Annotated in this window: 16 protein-coding genes and 1 riboswitch; of the genes, 10 read left to right on the forward strand and 6 right to left on the reverse strand. The window is 38.8% G+C overall.

The annotated features are described in order from the left end of the window. Positions 1 to 103: 103 nt before the first annotated feature. From GSQ84_RS12090 to GSQ84_RS12100, 3 genes are all read left to right on the forward strand, one after another. Entirely contained in the window at positions 104 to 523 is a 420-nt protein-coding gene (locus GSQ84_RS12090) for a hypothetical protein (RefSeq protein WP_158797524.1), read from the forward strand. An 86-nt stretch (positions 524 to 609) separates the two neighbouring features. Further along, positions 610 to 1,623 (forward strand): hypothetical protein, encoded by a 1,014-nt coding sequence (locus GSQ84_RS12095; RefSeq protein ID WP_158797525.1) that lies wholly within the window; start codon positions 610 to 612, stop codon positions 1,621 to 1,623. A 94-nt stretch (positions 1,624 to 1,717) separates the two neighbouring features. Further along, on the forward strand, positions 1,718 to 2,446 hold the full coding sequence (locus tag GSQ84_RS12100) for a Cthe_2314 family HEPN domain-containing protein (RefSeq protein WP_158797526.1): 729 nt from the start codon (positions 1,718 to 1,720) through the stop codon (positions 2,444 to 2,446). A 443-nt stretch (positions 2,447 to 2,889) separates the two neighbouring features. Here GSQ84_RS12100 and GSQ84_RS12105 read toward each other — a convergent pair whose 3' ends face one another. Then, positions 2,890 to 3,282: a hypothetical protein gene (locus tag GSQ84_RS12105; RefSeq protein WP_158797527.1), complete on the reverse strand. Its 393-nt coding sequence runs from the start codon at positions 3,280 to 3,282 to the stop codon at positions 2,890 to 2,892. 94 nt (positions 3,283 to 3,376) lie between these two features. After that, positions 3,377 to 4,090, reverse strand: a complete 714-nt coding sequence (locus GSQ84_RS12110; RefSeq protein ID WP_158797528.1) for a hypothetical protein — start codon at positions 4,088 to 4,090, stop codon at positions 3,377 to 3,379. A 391-nt stretch (positions 4,091 to 4,481) separates the two neighbouring features. Then, a riboswitch (cobalamin riboswitch) is annotated at positions 4,482 to 4,661 on the reverse strand. Between the two features lie 159 nt (positions 4,662 to 4,820). Between GSQ84_RS12110 and GSQ84_RS12115 the strand changes: the two genes are divergently transcribed. Then, a complete protein-coding gene (locus GSQ84_RS12115; protein ID WP_158797529.1) occupies positions 4,821 to 5,321 on the forward strand; it encodes a cupin domain-containing protein in 501 nt (166 codons plus the stop codon). A gap of 40 nt (positions 5,322 to 5,361) precedes the next feature. Here GSQ84_RS12115 and GSQ84_RS12120 read toward each other — a convergent pair whose 3' ends face one another. Together GSQ84_RS12120 and GSQ84_RS12125 are read right to left on the reverse strand one after the other, a co-directional pair. Continuing rightward, positions 5,362 to 6,297, reverse strand: coding sequence for a D-2-hydroxyacid dehydrogenase family protein (locus GSQ84_RS12120; RefSeq protein WP_158797530.1), 936 nt, complete (start codon positions 6,295 to 6,297; stop codon positions 5,362 to 5,364). Positions 6,298 to 6,404: 107 nt separating this feature from the next. Further along, positions 6,405 to 7,181: an AraC family transcriptional regulator gene (locus tag GSQ84_RS12125; protein ID WP_158797531.1), complete on the reverse strand. Its 777-nt coding sequence runs from the start codon at positions 7,179 to 7,181 to the stop codon at positions 6,405 to 6,407. A gap of 155 nt (positions 7,182 to 7,336) precedes the next feature. On the opposite strand from GSQ84_RS12125, the gene GSQ84_RS12130 reads away from it, so the two are divergent. The 6 genes from GSQ84_RS12130 to GSQ84_RS12155 all read left to right on the forward strand — a co-directional run bounded on the left by GSQ84_RS12130 (position 7,337) and on the right by GSQ84_RS12155 (position 14,288). After that, positions 7,337 to 7,678: a PadR family transcriptional regulator gene (locus GSQ84_RS12130; protein WP_254070846.1), complete on the forward strand. Its 342-nt coding sequence runs from the start codon at positions 7,337 to 7,339 to the stop codon at positions 7,676 to 7,678. Then, complete coding sequence (locus tag GSQ84_RS12135) at positions 7,675 to 10,875, forward strand: protein O-mannosyl-transferase family (RefSeq protein ID WP_158797533.1); 3,201 nt, start codon at positions 7,675 to 7,677, stop codon at positions 10,873 to 10,875. Before GSQ84_RS12130 ends, GSQ84_RS12135 begins: the two co-directional genes overlap by 4 nt. 174 nt (positions 10,876 to 11,049) lie before the next feature. Continuing rightward, the gene (locus tag GSQ84_RS12140; RefSeq protein WP_158797534.1) at positions 11,050 to 12,012 is read left to right on the forward strand and encodes a heme-binding domain-containing protein; all 963 of its coding nucleotides are present in this window, start codon (positions 11,050 to 11,052) and stop codon (positions 12,010 to 12,012) included. 5 nt (positions 12,013 to 12,017) lie between these two features. Further along, entirely contained in the window at positions 12,018 to 12,500 is a 483-nt protein-coding gene (locus GSQ84_RS12145) for a cytochrome P460 family protein (RefSeq protein WP_158797535.1), read from the forward strand. Beyond that, positions 12,497 to 13,540, forward strand: a complete 1,044-nt coding sequence (locus GSQ84_RS12150) for a sensor histidine kinase (protein WP_158797536.1) — start codon at positions 12,497 to 12,499, stop codon at positions 13,538 to 13,540. Before GSQ84_RS12145 ends, GSQ84_RS12150 begins: the two co-directional genes overlap by 4 nt. Next, positions 13,521 to 14,288: a LytTR family DNA-binding domain-containing protein gene (locus GSQ84_RS12155; RefSeq protein WP_158797537.1), complete on the forward strand. Its 768-nt coding sequence runs from the start codon at positions 13,521 to 13,523 to the stop codon at positions 14,286 to 14,288. Before GSQ84_RS12150 ends, GSQ84_RS12155 begins: the two co-directional genes overlap by 20 nt. Positions 14,289 to 14,297: 9 nt before the next feature. Here the strand turns inward: GSQ84_RS12155 and GSQ84_RS12160 are convergent, their stop codons facing one another. Both GSQ84_RS12160 and GSQ84_RS12165 read right to left on the reverse strand, forming a co-directional pair. Continuing rightward, positions 14,298 to 15,968 carry a M1 family metallopeptidase gene (locus GSQ84_RS12160; protein ID WP_158797538.1) on the reverse strand — a complete coding sequence of 557 codons (1,671 nt, stop codon included), beginning with the start codon at positions 15,966 to 15,968 and terminating at the stop codon, positions 14,298 to 14,300. A 227-nt stretch (positions 15,969 to 16,195) separates the two neighbouring features. Then, positions 16,196 to 19,450, reverse strand: coding sequence for a S41 family peptidase (locus GSQ84_RS12165; RefSeq protein WP_158797539.1), 3,255 nt, complete (start codon positions 19,448 to 19,450; stop codon positions 16,196 to 16,198). Between the last annotated feature and the right edge of the window lie 269 nt (positions 19,451 to 19,719).

Consider the following 19,719-nt stretch of genomic DNA (forward strand, 5'->3'; position numbering starts at 1 on the left):
GAAGATAAAGAACACTTTTAGTTGGCTTACATATTTGAACGAGTCAAATATAGAGTTCCGGTACACGTTATCTTAAAAATATGTAGCTTTAGTAAAAAATTATATGAAAACAAATGACTGGATAGACATTAACGATCAACGACCGGGACAAAATCAACAGGTTATGGTTTGTGACATTAATGTTTTTGAAAGAGATATTTTACAAATCGTCACATATACTGGCAAAATTAATAATGAATGGCTTTATGGGATACTTGGTAAGACTGAAGTTCCATTAAATTACTTCACGCATTGGATGCCCATAGATGTTGATTTGCCAAAAGAATCAGCTAAAAGCATGATCCAGCAATTTGAGGATGATTTAGCGATTAAAAATAGAGGAGAAACTTTAACAGTCACAGTTAATTTGGTATTGTCTGAAACTTTTATAGATAACGCTATCTTCAAAAGGGCAAAATATTCAAATTGGAATGTACATAAAGACATGTCAAAAAGGCCACTGTTAGTTTATACAATCAACTAAAGAAATAAACCTCGTCTACTTCAAACTACATATCTAATGATGTGCTAATCACCAGTAATCTTATATAATTTAACCATAAATGTGTAATGGCAGAAAAAGTAATTATTAGATCATCTAATATCGATAAGCATGGAGACTTTGTTCCTTTGGAACAAATGAAGCAATATGTTGAATCTGTAAATGGTATTTTAAAAATTCGTTATTTGGCAAATCATCGGAGAGATATACCACCTATCGGATATTTTGATAATGGCGAAATTTTCAAAGAGAATAATTCTTACCACGTAATGGTTGAGCCCATCGTATTTCTGAACCGGAACCAAGCCGTATGGAATAAGAATTTTATTATCGAAGATTCAGGTGCTCCCCTATCTTATGTAAAGAGGAATGACGAAGAAATAAACGAAATTCAGATTTCATTGGACAAAAATAATTTTAACAGTTTTGAAGCCTTTAACGAGGTAGGAAGAAAGCTATACGATATACATGATAAACAGATAAAACTTGAGCCTAAAATGCGTAAAGGTTTACTACCTGATCCACAAGTAGTAATTACTCTTGCCCACTATTATTTTATCTTATACCCATTGTTAAAGCCAATTTTAAAAAGAATTGGCGACAAGATAGCAGACGACATTGCGGATGACCTTTATAAGGCAAGCAAAGCAAAAGCAAAGAAACTTGTAAATTCGCTCTCAGACTCGATTAAATTGATAAGAGAGGACATCATTCCGAAAAACAAGGTTTTACAAACTATTTTTGAAATCCCTGGTGATCCATATATTGAACTTCATATTAAGTCAGACGATTCAAATAAAATTATAAAAGCTATCACGCCTAACAAACTGCTTAAAGTTCATCAACAGGTAAAAGATTTACAAAAAAATATTGATATTTCTGAAATATGCTTTGTTTACAATATCAAAAATAAGTGGGAATTTAGTTTTTTAATTAGTAAAACTGGGCAAGTTATTGGTACCAAAATAGCTTTTGAAAAAAGAGACAAATTAATAAATAGAATTAATTTAAGCCCAACAAAGGCATTTAGTGTAGGGCTCGAAGGAGTAAAACATGGAACCCAAAAGCGACGGGAAAGCTAAAATTCAAACGCAATTATAAATTATTATTACAAGTTTAAATCTTGTTAAAAATAAAATCTGTGAAAAATTATATGTTTTATTATTTTTAAAGTAGATGGTAAAAAATAGTATTTTATTAAAAGCAAAGGATTTTAAATATCCTACGAAATTAGAATTGCAGAGAATAAAGACTGACAAGCCAAAAATAAAAAGGTTCACTTTTCCTTATATTAATGAGGTGGATGAGCTTTTAATTGAAAAAAAATCATTGGAAGATGTTGCAAGGAAAAGCCAATTACATTGGTGGAATCAATGCCTTGTCAATAGGTTAGGCAATTTAGATCACTCGTTTACACATGCTCTAGTTCATTATAATAGGGGTTTGCCGGATGATGTTAAGGTTTATGCAAACGATGACTATATCAATAGAGTTCAATTTGGTTATTATGGCGAGACATACTTTTATTTCTTTGTAAGTGTCCGCGATACCATAGCGCAACTCATAAACATTTATTCTAAAGCAGGCTTTGAGGAACACCAAATTTATTTAAATGATAAATTCTTCAAAAAAATAAATGAAGTAGATTTACGTAAGTGTCTTGAAAATTTTGTAAAAACAACAACTGAAATTGTAAATATCAGAAATGGTTTGGCTCATAGATATTTATTAACGCATCATGATAACAGGCCTACTATAAAAATTCAGAATGGTAATCCAACCTACAATGCGGGCACTGGAACATACATTAAATCTAGTGAACTACTAACCGAAATCAAAAAATCTTTCGACCATCTGGCCAAATTTGTAGACGAGCTCGATATAATCTTTCAACCAAATAGTTAATTCTTTCTATTTTTATATTCATGTCCACCTCTTTAAGGTATATCATTTGCTTTTATCAGAAATATTGATTATATTAGTGTAATAGCATTTCAGCTATATTGTACTATGAAATTAGTGAGTAATTCAGTGAGTCACTAATCAAAATACTTGAAATAAACCGATTTAAAGGCTGTCAAGACACATATTTAAAGACCCGTCCGGTCCGCATAATAAGTATCAAAACATTCAAAAAGCCTTTAATCACACGATTAAAGGCTTTTTGATATACGGATTTCCCGAAATATTCAATTTTTCCCATACCAATCGTGCGTCAATTGAAGGGGATGCCTCTACCCAGAAATATAGGGGTAAAATATTGATTTTTAGCCTAAACGATTTAACTTATAGTATTTACAATTCTATGTTTGCTTTTTACATGACTACTATCATAAGGTTAAAATCATTTAAGAAAAAAGAGGAAACCAAAAAACAATTTGCTTCAATTCAGTATCAATCGTGAAGCTAATATTTGTATAACGTGTTTCTTCTCTCGTCTCATCTTCATCGAATTCATCATCAGAGTCTTTATCGTGGTATTTAAAGAACGCATCATATTCCAATTTTACTAAACCATTCTTACCCTCATACTCAGCCCTTGGGATGGTAAAATCTTCAATTGAATTACATATTTCATATTTGTAATAGCTGGTAAGTTTTTCACATATTTTCTTGTGATGAATGTCGTCATAAAGCATGAGTGCCAGGAACTCAGGCAAATCTAATTCATTATTCCTGACCATATCGAATGCGTCCTCATCGTAATTGGAAACTAATCTCTTTATGGTGTATTTCTGCATATTGAATATTTTGGATTATAAGGTAACTATTTCGCTTAAATAGGACAGCCCTCTGCCTTACTCAGATACGATTTTCTTGTAAACGTATTGACGGCTAGAATGCTTTAATCAATTTAACAATCCGCTTGACATCACTATAAAAAGCAGTATCATTTTTATAATAGGTTACAATGAACCTACCGTTGTTTTCTATGAAATCATAACCTCTGTCGATATACCACTGTATCTTTTTTTCCACATAAATACCGTATGAAGGATTATCCATCATACCGAAATGTTCCCAATGGTAGACAATTTTGCTGTGGAGAGCCAGGATGGTGAAATCAGGTATCTTGTTATACCCTTTTATTTCAAATGGCCTTTCATAATAGAATTTTAAACCATCCTCTTCCAGCAGTCTGTTATAGATGTATTGCTCCTGATAGGACCTCACCGAACCTCCATCATTGGTCGCTATTTTCCGGTCGGATTTATAATATTTGGGGGCAATTTTTACCGATTCCGAATTCAATTCTGTTGGCATTTTCGACTCCTTTCGGTAGAATGACCATTTATAGTAGATGGGATTGGAGATATCTACAATGTGATTGCGAATGATTTGATTCAGCACCCCTTCTTGATGCATTTTTCTCAAGAAACTGTTGAATTCTTTTCCCGTAGGAAATTCACTTCTAAGCGCTTCGTTTTTACGAATAGCATCATAAATATCCGTCGAACGGGCAGTGACAACGAAATTATTTGTATTGAAGAATTCATCTATTTCGATAGAGATCATCCTCAACAAACCGACTGCTTTAGAAAGTTCCATAAACTAAAATAAAGACTTCACGGAAACTAAACAAAATATGGATAAAAATTAAATTTTTGAGAAAATAAATTTAGAAAGAGCTACGCTGGTTACTGATATCTCTTACTAATTTTATTTGTCTCCCGAAATACTTAATAAATCATCAGAAAATCATATCTAATTGAGAGGACTTACTTAAAAAGTAACTCACATGCAAAAAAGAAGCAAACTTGATTCCATGTGTAAAAGCAATCTCACTAACCGGCTCCGCTCCCTTTAAACCCTTCCAGGTGCTTAAGTTTAAATACGATGCAGTACGAAATTAAAAGCAGAGGAGATATAAAATAACAGCAAAAACCCGATTGGATTTATTCCATTCATCTGAACCTTGATCCTTGCTTTAATCGCGAAAGCATATCAATTCAGTAAAGGCAGGTCTCCTGACTTGTAACATTTTGTTATCCTTCCCATTTTAAAACAGTGGATATAGTTAACAAAACTTTATTTACTCAAAGTTGCGCGACAGTCCGTGACTTACACATGGTTCCCTCTTATTCTGCAATTAAGCAGAACCTTTATTTGTTGATAAAAAATTTAAAGATGTATTTATTCGAAATATTGGTCGTTATCATTCAATAATTCGTAAGAAATAGAGTTCTTTTAAACAAAAACCTTAATTCTTGTTTACATTTACCTAGCAACTACCCAAATCTATCAAAACAATTTTTGCAGCAGGTATTATAAAATAAATATGACTGAATCCCCTATACAAAACGCTTCCTACTGGATCAAACAATTAAACCTGCTCCCTCATCCCGAAGGCGGATATTACAAAGAAGTTTTTCGTTCAGCCATTGAAGTAACCAAAAAATCTTCTGCTAAAACATCCAAAGCCTGCACGTCTATCTATTACTTACTGGAGGGAAATGATTATTCGGGATTTCACCGGCTTTCATCTGATGAAGTCTGGTATTTTCATAAGGGGGTACCGTTGCATATCCACGTGATTGACGAAAAGGGATTACATACCATAATGGAACTTTCTGATACTACTTCAGGAAGCCTGTCAGTAATAGTCCAAGCGGGTTTATGGTTTGCAGCTGAAATACCTTCAAAAGACAATTTCACACTGGTTAGCTGTGCAGTTGCCCCCGGATTTGAATTCAGTGAATTTGAAATGGCCAAAGAAGCCGAATTGCTGGCAAATTACCCCGAACATGCAGAATTATTCAATAAACTTTGCAGACCCTAGAAAAAAGGGTGTTTAAATACAAAAAAAACCCTTCTGATAACTATTTAAGCCAATCTTCTATAGTCTTAACGGTATCTCCATAGAATACACGGTAAGTATCTTCTGTCACAAAGCCAATGTGTGAGGTAGCCAATAAATTATCCAATTTTCTGAATGGATGATCTGCAGGTAGTGGCTCGGTATCAAAAACATCCAATGCTGCACCGGCAATACTTTTATTGGTCAGCACCTCAATCAAAGCCTGCTCATCAACTAATGGCCCCCTCGAAGTATTGATAAAATAAGCGGAAGGTTTCATCAGTGTCAGTTCCTTTGTACTTACAATGCCCCTGCTGCGGTCACTCAACACCAAATGTATCGTGATAAAATCAGATTCCTGGAAAAGGGCTTCTTTACTGACGTATCTCGCCCCCTGCTCAGCTGCTTTTTCCGGAGTTAAATTCTGGCTCCATGCAATTACATTCATGTCAAATACCTTCGCTATCTCAGCGATTTTCTTTCCTATACCCCCAAGACCAACAATGCCGATTGTTTTTCCAGCCAGGTCTGTCCCTATCGTGGTTTGCCAGCCACCACTTTTAAACGTGCTAGTCTCTTTTGGGATATGCCTTGCCATTGCCATCAGCACAGCCCAGGTCATTTCAATTGCACCGGTACTCATATAACCCGTATTAGCCACTTTAATACCTAATTTTTCAGTTGCCTTAAGATCAATGGAAGCATTTCTTGATCCTGTAGAAACGATTAGCTTTACATTCGGAAGTTTAGCTAACAGGCTTTCCTGTAAGGGTGTACGCTCACGCATCACGCAAATGATTTCAAATGGCTGCAGCCGCTTGGCTATTTCCTCCTCCTCAGAAAGATGGTCGTTAAAAACAGTAATATCTGCAGCAGCTTCTACTACCGACCAGTCGGCTAAAGTCAACGCTGCATTTTGGTAATCATCAAGAATGGCAATTTTTATCTTTTTCATCATCGTAAAATGTAATCAGTAAATATAGATGTATATCGATACATTAATTGAAAGATGAACATCTATTGTTTAAAACTTACATTCTTTAAAAAAGGTTTTACCTTTTTTCTCTATAAACTGGATGGATTAACCCCAAAGAGGCGCTTAAAAGAATTGGAAAAATAGTTTATACTATCAAAGCCTACCTGCTGGTAAATCTCTTCTGGAGTTTTACCTTTTTCTTTAATTTGGTAATACGCCTCCTTTAGTCTTTGAAACTGTATCCAGCGTTCAGGACTAATATGAAAGATATACTCAAAATCGCGCTTAAAAGTAGAAAGGTTTCGTCCGGTGAGATAGGCAAAACGATCCATGCTTACATTAAAGTGGTAATTTTGCAGCATAAATGCCTTCAGATCTGTTTTTCCCGGAACGCCGAAATCAAACAATACTCTTGCCAGCTCAGGTTTTGCTGTTAAGAGCATAAACACAACTTCTTTTTCCAGGTTAGGATCAGGGATTTCAAGGCCGTCCAAAATAGCATCCACATAATTTCTAAGCAAAGAAGCTGACTCTATTCTTACTATTTTAGCAACATTGGCTGTCTTTTCTAAAGCCATGTTATAGGCCAGGCTAATATTTTTCAACGTGAGCTGATCAAGATAAACAGTTACCGAAGCAAAGATACCTTCCTTAGGTGGCAGCTGATCAAATTTAACTAACTGATCCCTTTGTAAAAAAAAGAAATCACCTGTTTGAAAAAGATGGTCTTTTCTGCCGTCATTAACGGTTAGACTTCCTGACACCACATAACTCAACAGATGTTGATGGATAAACTGCTCCCCTTTAGTATACCGGGATGAATGACTGTTATAAATTATAGAATCAGAAATGGCAGCCTTCATCATTGTAATTTAGAAATCAATAATAGGATAATGCAATGATACATGAATAAACAGATAGATACAAAAGATATGATCCGGGTACATAAACTACCATTAAATATTTAAAAATCAATATACATAATTTTCCTATGTATGTAGGAAAATTATATATTTGTATCATGAGTACAACAAACGGTATGTTAAAAGGCAGTTTGCAAACTATCATTTTGAAATTGCTGCAGGAAAACGAGAAAATGTATGGTTATGAAATCACCCAGAAGGTGAAAGACATTACCAGTGGTGATATTGTTCTTACAGAAGGCTCTATGTATCCTTCGCTCCATAAAATGGAAGCAGAGGGTATGTTAAGCACGAGTACTGAATTAGTAGATAACCGTTTGAGGAAATACTATTCGCTAACTAAAGAAGGCCAGCGGGAAGTAGAAACTAAACTGGAAGAAGCAAAAAGTTTTATCGGTAACTTGGAACTATTGCTCCGCTTAAAAACTAAACTCTCATGAAACTAACCACACAGCAGCAACTGGAAATCCGCAAACATCTACTGGACGTAACGGTGGCAGAAGGAGTTTTTGATGAACTATATGATCATATCATCACCTCGCTCGAACAAAAACCGGCTTCAGCAAAATTTAACATCAATGATGTTCACCAAATGATCCATACAGAATTTGCAGAACTGATTGATACGCCCGAAGAAAAGAAATTTTATCAGCGTACCAATAACCTGGTTGGCTTTGCTGTCTTCTGTATTGCCCTGCTTACCTATTGGCTAACGATGGAGCCAACTGTAAGTTTCTGGGACTGCGGGGAATTTATCTCTACTGCCAACAAAATGCAGGTTGGCCACGAACCAGGAGCACCCCTCTTTTTAATGATAGGAAAGCTGTTCAGCCTGCTGGCGATGGGCAATACCACCAAAATTGCTTACTGGATTAATTTCAGTGCCGCTACGGCCAGTGCTGCTACCATTATGTTCCTCTTCTGGACCATCACAGCCCTGGTATCTAAAGTTTATAGAAATGAAAATATCAGAACAAAAACCTTCGGTATTATGGCCGCAGGTGCTATTGGAGCTTTGGCTTATACTTTTTCTGATACCTTTTGGTTCTCAGCTGTAGAATCTGAAGTTTATGCCCTCTCCTCTCTGTTTACCGCAGTTACTTTCTGGTCTATTTTAAAATGGGAAAATAAACCAAACGACAAATGGCTGGTTTTTATCGCCCTGATGATTGGGCTGTCTACCGGTGTCCATTTACTGAGTTTATTAACCATTCCAGCTGTTACCCTGGTCTATTATTTCAAAAAGGCCGCAAAGCCAGATCTGATAGGAACCATAAAGGCTTTTATTATTGGCTGTGTGATTGTAGGACTGGTTCAGTTTGGACTCCTTCAATATTTTGTCCTGTTCACTGCAAAATCTGATCTGTTTTTCGTGAATACGCTTGGTTTCTCCTTTGGTTCAGGGGCAATATTCTTCCTGTTATTTGTTGCAGGAAGTATTTTCGCAGGAATCTGGTATTCGATCCGTACAAAAAAATACAACCTCAATTTAGCACTGCTGTGTACAACAGTCCTCTTATTTGGTTTCAGCTCTTACTTTATGATCCTGATCAGGGCCAATGCCAAGCCTAACATCAATTTAAGTAATCCTGACAATGCTTTTTCACTGTATGACTATCTGGGACGCACCAATTATGGCTCTACCCCATTGTTCTACGGAAATACGTTCGACGCAAAAGAACTGGAAAATAAACAAACAGGTAACCGCTACAGGAAAGGCAAAACAGCTTACGAGGTTTCAGGACACACCTATGAGACCACTTATGATAAAAACATGTTCTTTCCCAGAGTATACAGCCAGAAAGACAACCATCCCGGTTATTATCGCCAATGGCTAAACATGAATGAAGGGGAAACACCCTCCTTTGCACAAAACCTGCAGTTCTTTAGTTCCTGGCAGCTGGGCTTCATGTACTGGAGATATTTTTTCTGGAATTTTGTTGGCCGCCAGAACGACAATGAAGGTCAGGGAGGAATACAAAACGGCAACTGGTTATCTGGCATCAAACCCCTGGATGCACAGCGCTTAGGCAACCAATCGCACCTTCCCCAAAGCATTACGGCCAATGAAGCACACAATGTTTATTACGGACTTCCCTTGATCTTGGGCCTTTTTGGACTTTACTGGATCTACCGCAAAAACAAACAAACAGCACTCGTTATCATTACACTGTTCTTTTTTACCGGCCTTGCCATTATCCTTTACCTTAATCAGGACCCATTGCAGCCAAGAGAAAGAGATTACGCCTATACGGGCTCATTTTATGCTTTTACCATCTGCATAGGATTGGGTGTACTTGCAGTGAAAGACCTGCTTTCTAAAATTGCATCTTCCAAATTAAGCCTTGTAGCTGCGGCGCTGGTTTGTATGGCAGTTCCTGTTTTACTGGGTACACAGAACTGGGATGACCATAACCGGTCAAAAAAGACTACTGCGGCCGACTGGGCTAAGAATTATTTAAATTCCTGCGCCCCAAATGCCATTCTCTTTACTAACGCTGACAACGATACCTATCCATTATGGTATGCGCAGGAAGTAGAGGGTTTTAGAACAGATGTCAGGGTAGTTTGCCTGCAATTTCTGCCAGATGATGCTTATATCAATCAAATGAAAAAGCAGATGAACAAATCTGCTCCACTGCCTATCAGCATGAATGAAGATCAATATGTTGAAGGCGTAAGGGATTACATGCCTTACGTAGATTATGGATTAACAGATAGCGTTGAATTAAAAGATCTGTTTTCTGCAATGACTTCTGAAAACAAAGCCGATCAGGTACAAATGACCAATGGCAATTACATGAATTTTTTACCTACCAAAAAATTCAAGATGACTATAGATCCTTTGCAGGTAATTAAAACCCATACCGTCAAAGCTGAAGACCGCTCGAAAATAGCAGATACCATGGAATGGAATTTCGATAAAGATTACGCCAGTAAAGGCGATTTGGCCCTATTTGATATTCTTGTCCATAACAATTGGAAACGGCCGATATATTTCGCAACTACAGTTTCCGCAGATACCTACGCCGGACTGGATAAATATCTCTACCTGGAAGGTTATGCTTTCCGTCTCCTGCCTTTTAAAACCGATCCGGCAGATCACAGGGACAAAACCGATAAAACAAATTCGGAAGTGATGTACGAAAATGTGATGCGTAAAATGGATTACACAGGTTTCCATCACTCAGCTTATCTAGACCCCGAAACCAGAAGCATCTTAAATACTACCTGGGGACTGAACAATACCTTAGCCAGCAACCTGATTATGGAAGGAAAAACAGCACAGGCAGAACAGTTGATTCATAAAAGCATGAGAGATCTCCCGCTAAAGAACTATACTTTAAATGATACGATTAACAGGATCTATACCGCCCAGAATTTATATGCGCTGCATCATATTAAGGAAGCAAACCAACTGGTAAAAACAACTTCAGACTACCTTACGCAGGAGTTTAATTACGTGGAAACACTGGATCCTGATTTCCAGCAGCAACACCTGCAAAACATTCGCTTCGGTTTAGCTGTTTTAAATGGACTGGACAGATTAACAGAGAGCTATCAGCAAAAAGAGCTCAACCAGCAGCTGAAGAAAAACTTCAGCAGAACAGCAAATGAATTTGGAATAAAGGTATAAGAATGAATATTTAACTGTCGATATGGTCAATTGGCCTGCTCATTTGCCGGGCTGAACGATTTCAGTTAGGATCTGAAAGATGATTAACTTTTCTTTGACAAACCTTACATCAGATCACATCAACTGATGCCGGGTTTGTCAAAGAGATAAAAAAACCTTAAGATCATATCAATTATGAGTACAGCAGCCAAACCCCCGTTAAAAAGGATCGTCCTTCCAGTATTTTTCGCCCTGATATTTTGTTTTATCGTACTGCAATTTGTCAACAGGCCGCTAATTACTAACCCTCCGGTTACAGGGGAGATCGAAGCCCCGGCACAGGTAAAAGCCATTTTAAAAAAGGCCTGTTACGACTGCCATTCCAATGAAACCAACCTCAGATGGTATGATAAGGTAAATCCTGTTTACCATATGGTAGCAGAAGATGTAACCGAAGGCAGAAAGGGTTTGAATTTTTCTACCTGGAAAGACCTGGCTGCGCCAGACCAAAAAGGGAAACTGTGGGAAGCCGTCAACCAGATCATAGCTGGTGCAATGCCTTTAAAGAATTATACCGCGGTACACCCGGGTGCTAAAGTTTCTCTGGAAGACCTGGCAGTGCTGAAAAAATATTTATCCGACATGGTAGTCAGTAAACCTGCAGATACCAGCAAAACAAATGCTTTAGATAAACAATATAAAAACTGGACGAAAGAAACAGCTGCTCAAACTGCACCTTCGGTATCATCTAATGGAATAGCTTACATTCCCGATTATAAAAACTGGCAGGTGATTAGTACAACCGATCGCGTCGATAATGGCTCTATGCGCGTGATTACTGGAAATGATATTGCAATAAAAGCCATTAAAGAAAATCACATCAACCCATGGCCAAATGGCACTATTTTCGCCAAGATAGGCTGGGATAAAATCGCTGATGTCGATGGAAATGTACATACAGGCGCATTTAAGCAAGTTGAATTTATGATCAAAGACGACAAAAAGTATGCGTCTACCAAAGGATGGGGATTTGCCAGGTTTAAAACGCCCAAATTGCTTCCTTATGGTAAAACCAAACTTTTCGCAACGGAATGTGTGAACTGTCACCGTCCGGAAAGTGCAAATGACTTTGTATTCACTTCACCTGTAAAACATTAATTCCCATGAGATCATCTTATTTATTGTTACCCGCGTTGTTATTATTCCTGGTTTCCTGTTCTGAAAAACATCCCGACGGGGCCAGTCTCATCAATAAAGAAGCGTCTTTGCCAGCAGCTTTTAATTTCAGCAAAATGGGACTGAAAGTGATTACTTCTTCCATCAATAAAAAACAGGGTACCATGTCTACCTTATACGGCAATGACCTGGCACTAAATACCGCTAAAGCCGGTAGGCCTGCACAGCCAGGCGAAGTGCTGGCACTAATCACCTGGAAGCAGAAGGACGATGATCGCTGGTTTGGTGCAAAAATCCCCGGTAAATTACAGTCGATGGAAATGATCAATACTACTGCAGCCCCCGGAGCTGCTGCAACGGTTACCTACAAACATTATGATGGAGATCAAATGGCTTTAAATCCGGATACTTTAGTCAACCAGGAAAGGATAAAGTATATCTTTGACCAAAAGCCATCAGTGATGCCATGAGCCTAAACAATCAGTCTGCCAGCTATAAAACAGTATTTAAAGTTTCCCCGTCCATCATTTGGCTGAGCTCACTCTTTATAGGTATGTTAGCTGCTATACCTAAAATATTGCTGATCAATATTACCCTGACCGAACTGGCAGTGGATGCTTCCATTGCCTTTACTTTCTCGCTGGTGGTGTGGTATACAAACCTGTATAACCTGCCGAAATTTACCAGTCAGCCTGCAGACAATAGTTTCTTTAACCGGAAATTGCTTTTCAGTCTGCTGATCGGTATTGTAGTTATGATCGTGCTTGTGCTTACACATATGTTAATATTTCCACGGTATAAATTCCAGTCGATGATGCTGATGTATCAATTCCGTGGAATACTGATCAATCTCACCATTTACATGTTCCTGCATTTGCTTTATCATAGCTATAGCAGCCAGCTGATGGGCATTGAACTGGAACGTACCAAGGCAGATAACCTTGGAGCACAGTTTGAACTGCTCAAGCAACAGGTAAACCCGCACTTTTTGTTTAACAGCCTGAGCACCCTTAAATCTATGATTGAAATCGGCGATCCGCACTCGGCTGATTTCATCAATCAATTATCAGATTTCTATCGCTTTACGCTGGAAAAGAGAAAGTCAGACCTGATCTCACTGGCTGAAGAACTGAATATACTCGAGGCCTATACTTACCTCCTTAAAGCCAGGTTTGAAGACGGAATAGATCTTAACATCACCATCGATAACAACTATCAGCAAAGCTATATCCCTCCTTTTACGCTACAGCTCCTGCTGGAAAATTGCATCAAGCATAACATTGTTTCCCTTGAACAGCCCCTCCCTATCCGTCTATATATTTCAGGTGATAGCCTGGTAATAGAAAACAAACTGCAGCTCAGGAAAAAATCCGAATTTTCCACCGAAATGGGCCTGGAAAATATTAACCAGCGTTATATCCATTTAATCAGTAAAAAGGTTGAAATTGAATCGGGTACCACATCCTTTAAAGTAAAACTTCCCATCATCTATGAACGTCCTAATTATTGAAGATGAAGTTAAAACAGCCAAAGCGCTGGCCAGGTTAATTACCTTGGTTAAGCCGGAGGCCGTTATTGTAGCATCGATACAAAGTGTAGAGACTTCAGTACAATACCTTTCGTCTAATACAGCGCCCGATCTGATCTTTATGGATATACAGCTGGCAGACGGCCTATCTTTTGATATATTTAAACGGGTAAAAATCGTTTCACCTGTAGTATTCTGTACTGCTTATAATGATTATGCCATTGAAGCTTTTAAAGTAAATGGCATTGATTATGTGTTAAAACCTATTGCCGAAGAAAATATCAGGGCTGCCTTTGATAAGGTCTATGGCCTAAAAAACTTCTTTCAAACACATAAAAACGAAGTAAATGATATTGAAGTACTGATCAACAGGATTGAAGAGAACAGCGGTAAAAAGAGCTTTCTTGTGTTTAAGAATAACAAGTACCTCATTGTCCCAACAGAAACCATTGCCTTTTTCTACATCAGGAATGAGACACCTGCAATCGTTAATTTCGACCAGGAAGAATACAGTATTTCCCAGTCACTCGACGAGGTATCACACCTGCTGCCTGCCAAACAATTTTTCCGGCTAAACAGGCAGTACCTGATCAATTTTAAAGCAGTGAAAGAAGTGGAGCACTACTTTGCACGCAAATTGATGGTCAGGTTAATCATACCGTCACCCGATAAATTACTGGTAGGTAAAGACAAGGTGACGGCATTCTTAAGCTGGCTGGAAAACAGATAAAGTTTTCCTTTAAGGTTTTACCTCTTCCACACTGATATAGTACATGCTGATAACCTGCGCCGGATTAAACAAAGCAGCTTCATTTCCTTTCAGTTTAGTCGTGTTCCACTGTTCTGACGGATAGATCTTAATCCTGTCGGATGTGTTTTTAAGCACCAGTGGTAAATTAAATCCTTTCACACAGCTGGTCCAGCGATAAGCAACAGTCTGCTGTACAGTATCCAGTTTATACTCCAGTTTAGGAATTTGTATGGTTCTCAGGTACTGGTCAAAAACTTTGTTATAGTCATAACCAGCCTGTTTAGAAACATAACTTTCAATCTGTTTAGTGGTTACGGTCTGGTGATAAAAAGTTTTGTTCAGTCCGCGGATGATCTGTCTGAATAACGTATCATTATCAATGCTATGTCTGATCGCGTGAAGCATATTAGAACCTTTAGTGTACATATCGCCGCTCCCCTGTGCATTCACGTCGTAATCCGGGATGATGGGCCTGTCATTTTTTATCCCTTTTCTGATCCCTGCATTATAGGCATCGGCCGCATCCTCTCCAAAGCGATATCCTGTGTAAAGTGTTTCACTGTAATTAGTAAAACCTTCATGCACCCACATGTCTGCCAGGTCTTTGGTAGTAATGTTATTGCCAAACCATTCGTGGCCGCTTTCGTGAACGATGATGAAATCCCATTTCATTCCCCAGCCTGTACCAGAACCATCCCTGCCGCGATAACCCGGTTTGTAATGATTACCATAAGCTACAGCACTCTGGTGTTCCATGCCGGTATGCGGCACATCAACCAGTTTATAACTGTCTTCGTAAAAAGGATAAGGGCCCATCCAGTATTCAAAGGCCTTTAACATCTGGTGAACCTCATTGGGCATATAAGCTTTAGCTTTAGCCAGATTATAGTCCAGTACCCAATAACCCAGGTCAAGCTTTCCTTTTTCACCGTCATAAACTTCATTAAAATTCACATACTTACCGATATAGGGAATGATACAGTAATTACTGATCGGGTTTACTACTGCCCATTTATAGGTAGCTGTACCATCGTTATTTTTCTTTTTGTATTGCAGGCGTCCGTTGGCTACAGCCACCAGGGTGTCCGGAACAATCATCGTTAAAGATGCGCCATAGTCGGGCTCATCACTCTGGTGATCTTTACAGGGATACCACACCGAAGCACCCATTTCTCCCTGGCAGGTAACAGTCATCCATGGCCGCCCCAATGAATCTGTTGTAAAAGTAAATCCCCCGTCCCATGGTGCTTTAACGGCTTCATGAACTTTTCCATGGTAAAACACATTCAGCTCATGGACAGTAGATTTTTGCTGCGAAGGAACTTTTACGTGCCATACATTTCCTTCCTGGGAATAGGTCAGGGCTTTTCCTTTTAGCAGGATACTGTCTATGGTTAGAGGTGCCCTTAGATCCAGCTGAAGCTGGGTCTGCCCATTGGCAGCGGTAGTCCTGTAAGTGATTAGATCGGATCCGGCAATTGTTTTACTGGTATAATCCGGTTTTAGGGTGATATCATAACGTAACACATCCCACCAGGCACGTTCTGCTGTGATCTTGCCACGAAGTGTATCAGCATGAGTATATACTTTAACTTTGTTCTGACCATAACAGGATATGGTCCCGTACAGGCAGATCATTAAAATCCCCAGGTATTTCATTTTCTATAATTGTTTAAGTTCAATTGATTTTTAAAAATAGAAGATTTGCCGTCAAATTTCAGACACGATATTAGCTGATTCAGGTTTTATATTAACCGCCACAAAAATGAGACAATCCATGAACTTTCATTTTGACATTTTTATTTTTTCCTATGAACAAAAAATGCCCCCATAAAGTGTCTAACTTTTTGGGGGCATTGTAATCAGCTATAACCGAAGTCCAGTAATTATTTTTTAATTGTTTTCAGCATTTCTTTAACTGCTGCTTCCAATTGCTGGTCTTCCCCTTTCAGGATTTTGTTGTAATCGTTAAGCACCATGATATCTGGTTCAAGCTGGTAATTTTCTGTTGCATGGGTATCTCCCGTTCCATAACTGGCCCACATTGGGATACCAAATACAATACGGTTATTGATTTGTCTTTCCCACCATACCGCGGTGCCTGTACCTGCTACAGGCATACCAATCAGCTTGCCAATACCCTGTTCTTTATAAACAAAAGGAAAAATAAAGGCATCCGAGTAATTACATTCACTCATCAGTACACAGCTTGGTTTATTCCAGCGGTCATAAGATTCACCGTCGGTAGTAGCGTGTTTCTGAGGGCGGAACTGCATATATTCCTTCCCGCTCAGGAAGGTAGACAATGCATCGTGTAAATTACCTCCGCCATTAAAACGTGAATCGACGATCAGCGCTTCCTTATTCCTGTTTTTTCCTAAAACTTTATCAAAAGTAACCCGGAAACTAGGATCGTCCATACTGCGTACATGAACATAACCCACTTTACCACCCGATAAACTATCGGTTAAGTGTTCCATTAGTTTTACCCATCTGTGGTACAACAATACATTTGTTTCCGTTCCCTGTCTGATAGGTTTGATGATCTCTTCATAGGCAGTACCGCCTTTCTGATCATGAAAAGAGATGCGCGTAAACTGACCTGCTTTATGATTTAACAACTTTGCCCAATCTGCATCCTGAGTAATCGCTATGCCATCAATTTTATCAATGATCGCATCACTTTTCATTTTAGTCCTGGCATTATCAAATGGGCCGCTTTCCAGTACTTCCTTTACCAGTAAGCCATCACCACTGCGGGTGAGGTCGTAAGTTAATCCCAAAGCAGCAGTTTCATCGCCATTAGGGAAAGAAGGACTAAAACGTCCGCCTGTATGTGAGGCGTTCAGTTCGCCTAAAAACTCACTTAACAACACCTGGAAATCATAGTCGTTGGTAATGTAGGGCAGGAATTGTTTATATATAGCATAATAACCATCCCAGTCTACCCCCTGTAATTTAGGATCAAAGAATTTCTTTTTCACCTCTTTCCAGGCATGCTCTAAAATATATGCCCTTTCTGCGGCAGCGTCGAGTTCCATGGTAGAATTGATTTTCACAGGACTCACCTTGCCATCGTCAACACCAACTTTCATGATATTTCCATTGGCCAGTACGAACAATGATTTACCATCCTTGCTCATATCCAGATCGCCCCCCTGGGCATCCAGTTTAGCCAGTACTTTACTTTCGTTGGTGCGCGTCATGGTTACCCACAGGTCATAACCCTTATCATATTTGGCCAGGTAGTACAGTTTTTCACCATCTTTTGATAACCTTACTCCATTAATATCTGTTGAAGCAGTAGTTAAACGTTTAGTTCTGTTATCCAGGTTTTTCAGATTTAAAACCAAAGGTTCTGCAGGTTTTTTAGCAGGCTCTGTTTTCTTTACCGCTTTAGGATCTAACGGTTTCTTAGCCATAGCCGTAGTATCCTTTTTCTCGGTCTCTGCGCTCAGGTCAAGATCCTCTTTACTCAGCTGGAACTTATCCCATGCTTTCTGATCAAAAAACATTGCATAAATATCAGCCTGGCTGCCGTGGCTCAAATTTCTCATCCCATCTTTATTACTCAGCCAATACATCATTTTTCCATCCAGTCCCCATTGTGGCAGCTGATCGTCAAATCCGCTTTCTGTTAAGTTTACCCTGCTTCCTGATCCATCATCTTTAATCAGGACCACTTCGCTCTGCGAAATTGTACCTTCGGTAGATTGAGCCAGAACATATTTGCCATCGGGAGACCAGGTAAAATACTGGTCACCATCTGAATAAGAAAAATTAATTCCTTCAGGCACCAGAGTGTGGGTAGTTTTAGTGGCAAGATCATAGGACTTTAAGACATTTCTTTCTTCGAGGTAAGCAATCTTCTTTCCGTCAGGAGAATAAATACCTTGAAATTCATCCTTAGGGCCAGCAATAATACTTTCCGTGTTCAGTACCGTAGCGATGTAAAAATAAGGTTCGTTTTTATTGACAATTGTTACCTGGTCTATATCCCATGAACCGGCATGTTCTGCTGAATACAGTAATTTTTTCCCATCAGGACTAAACTGTACCATCCGCTCCTGATATGGAGTATTAGTGATCCTTTTTGTGGTTGATCCGTCTACAGAGGTAACGTAGATATCCCCGCGAAAGACAAAAGCCACTTGTTTGCCATCGTCAGAAACAGCCATTTCAGAAGCTTCTCCCCTTACCGGTAAAGTTGCTATCTGGTCACCGGCAAAATCGGCGGTCAGGTTAATACTTAATTTCTTAGGCTGACTTCCCTCAGCAAAAGTGTAGATATCGCCATTGTTGGTAAATACAAAATCCCCATTTTCAGCTCTTGAAAGGTTCCTAACCGGGTTCTTTTCAAAACTAGTGAGTTGTGTAATTTCAGCAGTGTTGGATAACGAAGATTTAAATAAGTTCTGTGTACCATTTTTTTCACTCAGGTAGTAAAAGGTATCTCCTTTACCCCAAACCGGTTCACGGTCTTCTCCTTTAAAGGAAGACACTTTGGTATAAGTACCGTTTTTGATATTGTAGGTCCAGATATCGCGGGTGATTGAAGAAGTGTGGTGTTTACGCCAGGCATCTTCATATCCCTTCCTGTCCTGGAAGATCAGCACGTCACCTGGTTCATTGTAATGGGCATATTCCATTCCGGCACTGCTAACCAGGCGGCTGCTCCCACCTTTAGCGGGTACTTCATACAATTTAGTGAAGATCGCGTCTATAGGAAAACGTGCTGAGGAATAAATATCATGACGGTCCGTTCCAAAGATCACCTTTGCATTATCTACAGAAAAATCATAAGGAATATCGCGGCTGGAACTAAAGGTTAGCCTGCTGGTTTCACCACCCGATGCGCTCATCAGGTATACATCAAAATTACCATAACGGTCTGATGCAAAAGCAATCTTCTTACTATCGTGGCTCCACACCGGATATCCATTATAAGAGTTCGCTATAGTTAGTGGTACAGCATCCCCACCTGTATAAGGTACTTTGAAAATATTCCCCTTGTATTCAAAAGCAATCCATTTTCCATCAGGAGATACTGATGGTTGCTGCATCCAGCGAGGCTGGACCTGGGCATTTCCTTTAAAACCAGCAAAAGCCAGAAATGAGAGTAATAATAAAGTTTTCTTCATAAAATTGAAAAGCAAAATGTGGTAAAAACAAAATCTACATTGAATAGGTAAAGCTATGTTATTAACATACAAATGTTATACTGTTGCATTAATATTACAGTAGTCACTTCTAAGGCAGCACGTATTCTAACTAACCTTTAAGTTAATAAAAAAAAAGGGCATTGCAGATAATGAATCTGAAATGCCCACACACCATTTACCTAACTATAAGACACCACATTCTTGTGGATGTTACATGATAACTAAAAAATATTTTTGTTTTTCCTGCG

It is taken from the genome of Pedobacter sp. L105 (genome assembly GCF_009765875.1).
In the GTDB taxonomy this organism is placed as follows: Bacteria; Bacteroidota; Bacteroidia; order Sphingobacteriales; family Sphingobacteriaceae; genus Pedobacter.

Bases quoted from the DNA above. Each gene is read 5' to 3' on its own strand.
- GSQ84_RS12090 (WP_158797524.1), top strand. From the start codon at position 104: ATGAAAACAAATGACTGGATAGACATTAACGATCAACGACCGGGACAA.
- GSQ84_RS12095 (WP_158797525.1), top strand. From the start codon at position 610: ATGGCAGAAAAAGTAATTATTAGATCATCTAATATCGATAAGCATGGA.
- GSQ84_RS12100 (WP_158797526.1), top strand. From the start codon at position 1,718: ATGGTAAAAAATAGTATTTTATTAAAAGCAAAGGATTTTAAATATCCT.
- GSQ84_RS12105 (WP_158797527.1), bottom strand. From the start codon at position 3,282: ATGCAGAAATACACCATAAAGAGATTAGTTTCCAATTACGATGAGGAC.
- GSQ84_RS12110 (WP_158797528.1), bottom strand. From the start codon at position 4,090: ATGGAACTTTCTAAAGCAGTCGGTTTGTTGAGGATGATCTCTATCGAA.
- GSQ84_RS12115 (WP_158797529.1), top strand. From the start codon at position 4,821: ATGACTGAATCCCCTATACAAAACGCTTCCTACTGGATCAAACAATTA.
- GSQ84_RS12120 (WP_158797530.1), bottom strand. From the start codon at position 6,297: ATGATGAAAAAGATAAAAATTGCCATTCTTGATGATTACCAAAATGCA.
- GSQ84_RS12125 (WP_158797531.1), bottom strand. From the start codon at position 7,181: ATGATGAAGGCTGCCATTTCTGATTCTATAATTTATAACAGTCATTCA.
- GSQ84_RS12130 (WP_254070846.1), top strand. From the start codon at position 7,337: ATGAGTACAACAAACGGTATGTTAAAAGGCAGTTTGCAAACTATCATT.
- GSQ84_RS12135 (WP_158797533.1), top strand. From the start codon at position 7,675: ATGAAACTAACCACACAGCAGCAACTGGAAATCCGCAAACATCTACTG.
- GSQ84_RS12140 (WP_158797534.1), top strand. From the start codon at position 11,050: ATGAGTACAGCAGCCAAACCCCCGTTAAAAAGGATCGTCCTTCCAGTA.
- GSQ84_RS12145 (WP_158797535.1), top strand. From the start codon at position 12,018: ATGAGATCATCTTATTTATTGTTACCCGCGTTGTTATTATTCCTGGTT.
- GSQ84_RS12150 (WP_158797536.1), top strand. From the start codon at position 12,497: ATGAGCCTAAACAATCAGTCTGCCAGCTATAAAACAGTATTTAAAGTT.
- GSQ84_RS12155 (WP_158797537.1), top strand. From the start codon at position 13,521: ATGAACGTCCTAATTATTGAAGATGAAGTTAAAACAGCCAAAGCGCTG.
- GSQ84_RS12160 (WP_158797538.1), bottom strand. From the start codon at position 15,968: ATGAAATACCTGGGGATTTTAATGATCTGCCTGTACGGGACCATATCC.
- GSQ84_RS12165 (WP_158797539.1), bottom strand. From the start codon at position 19,450: ATGAAGAAAACTTTATTATTACTCTCATTTCTGGCTTTTGCTGGTTTT.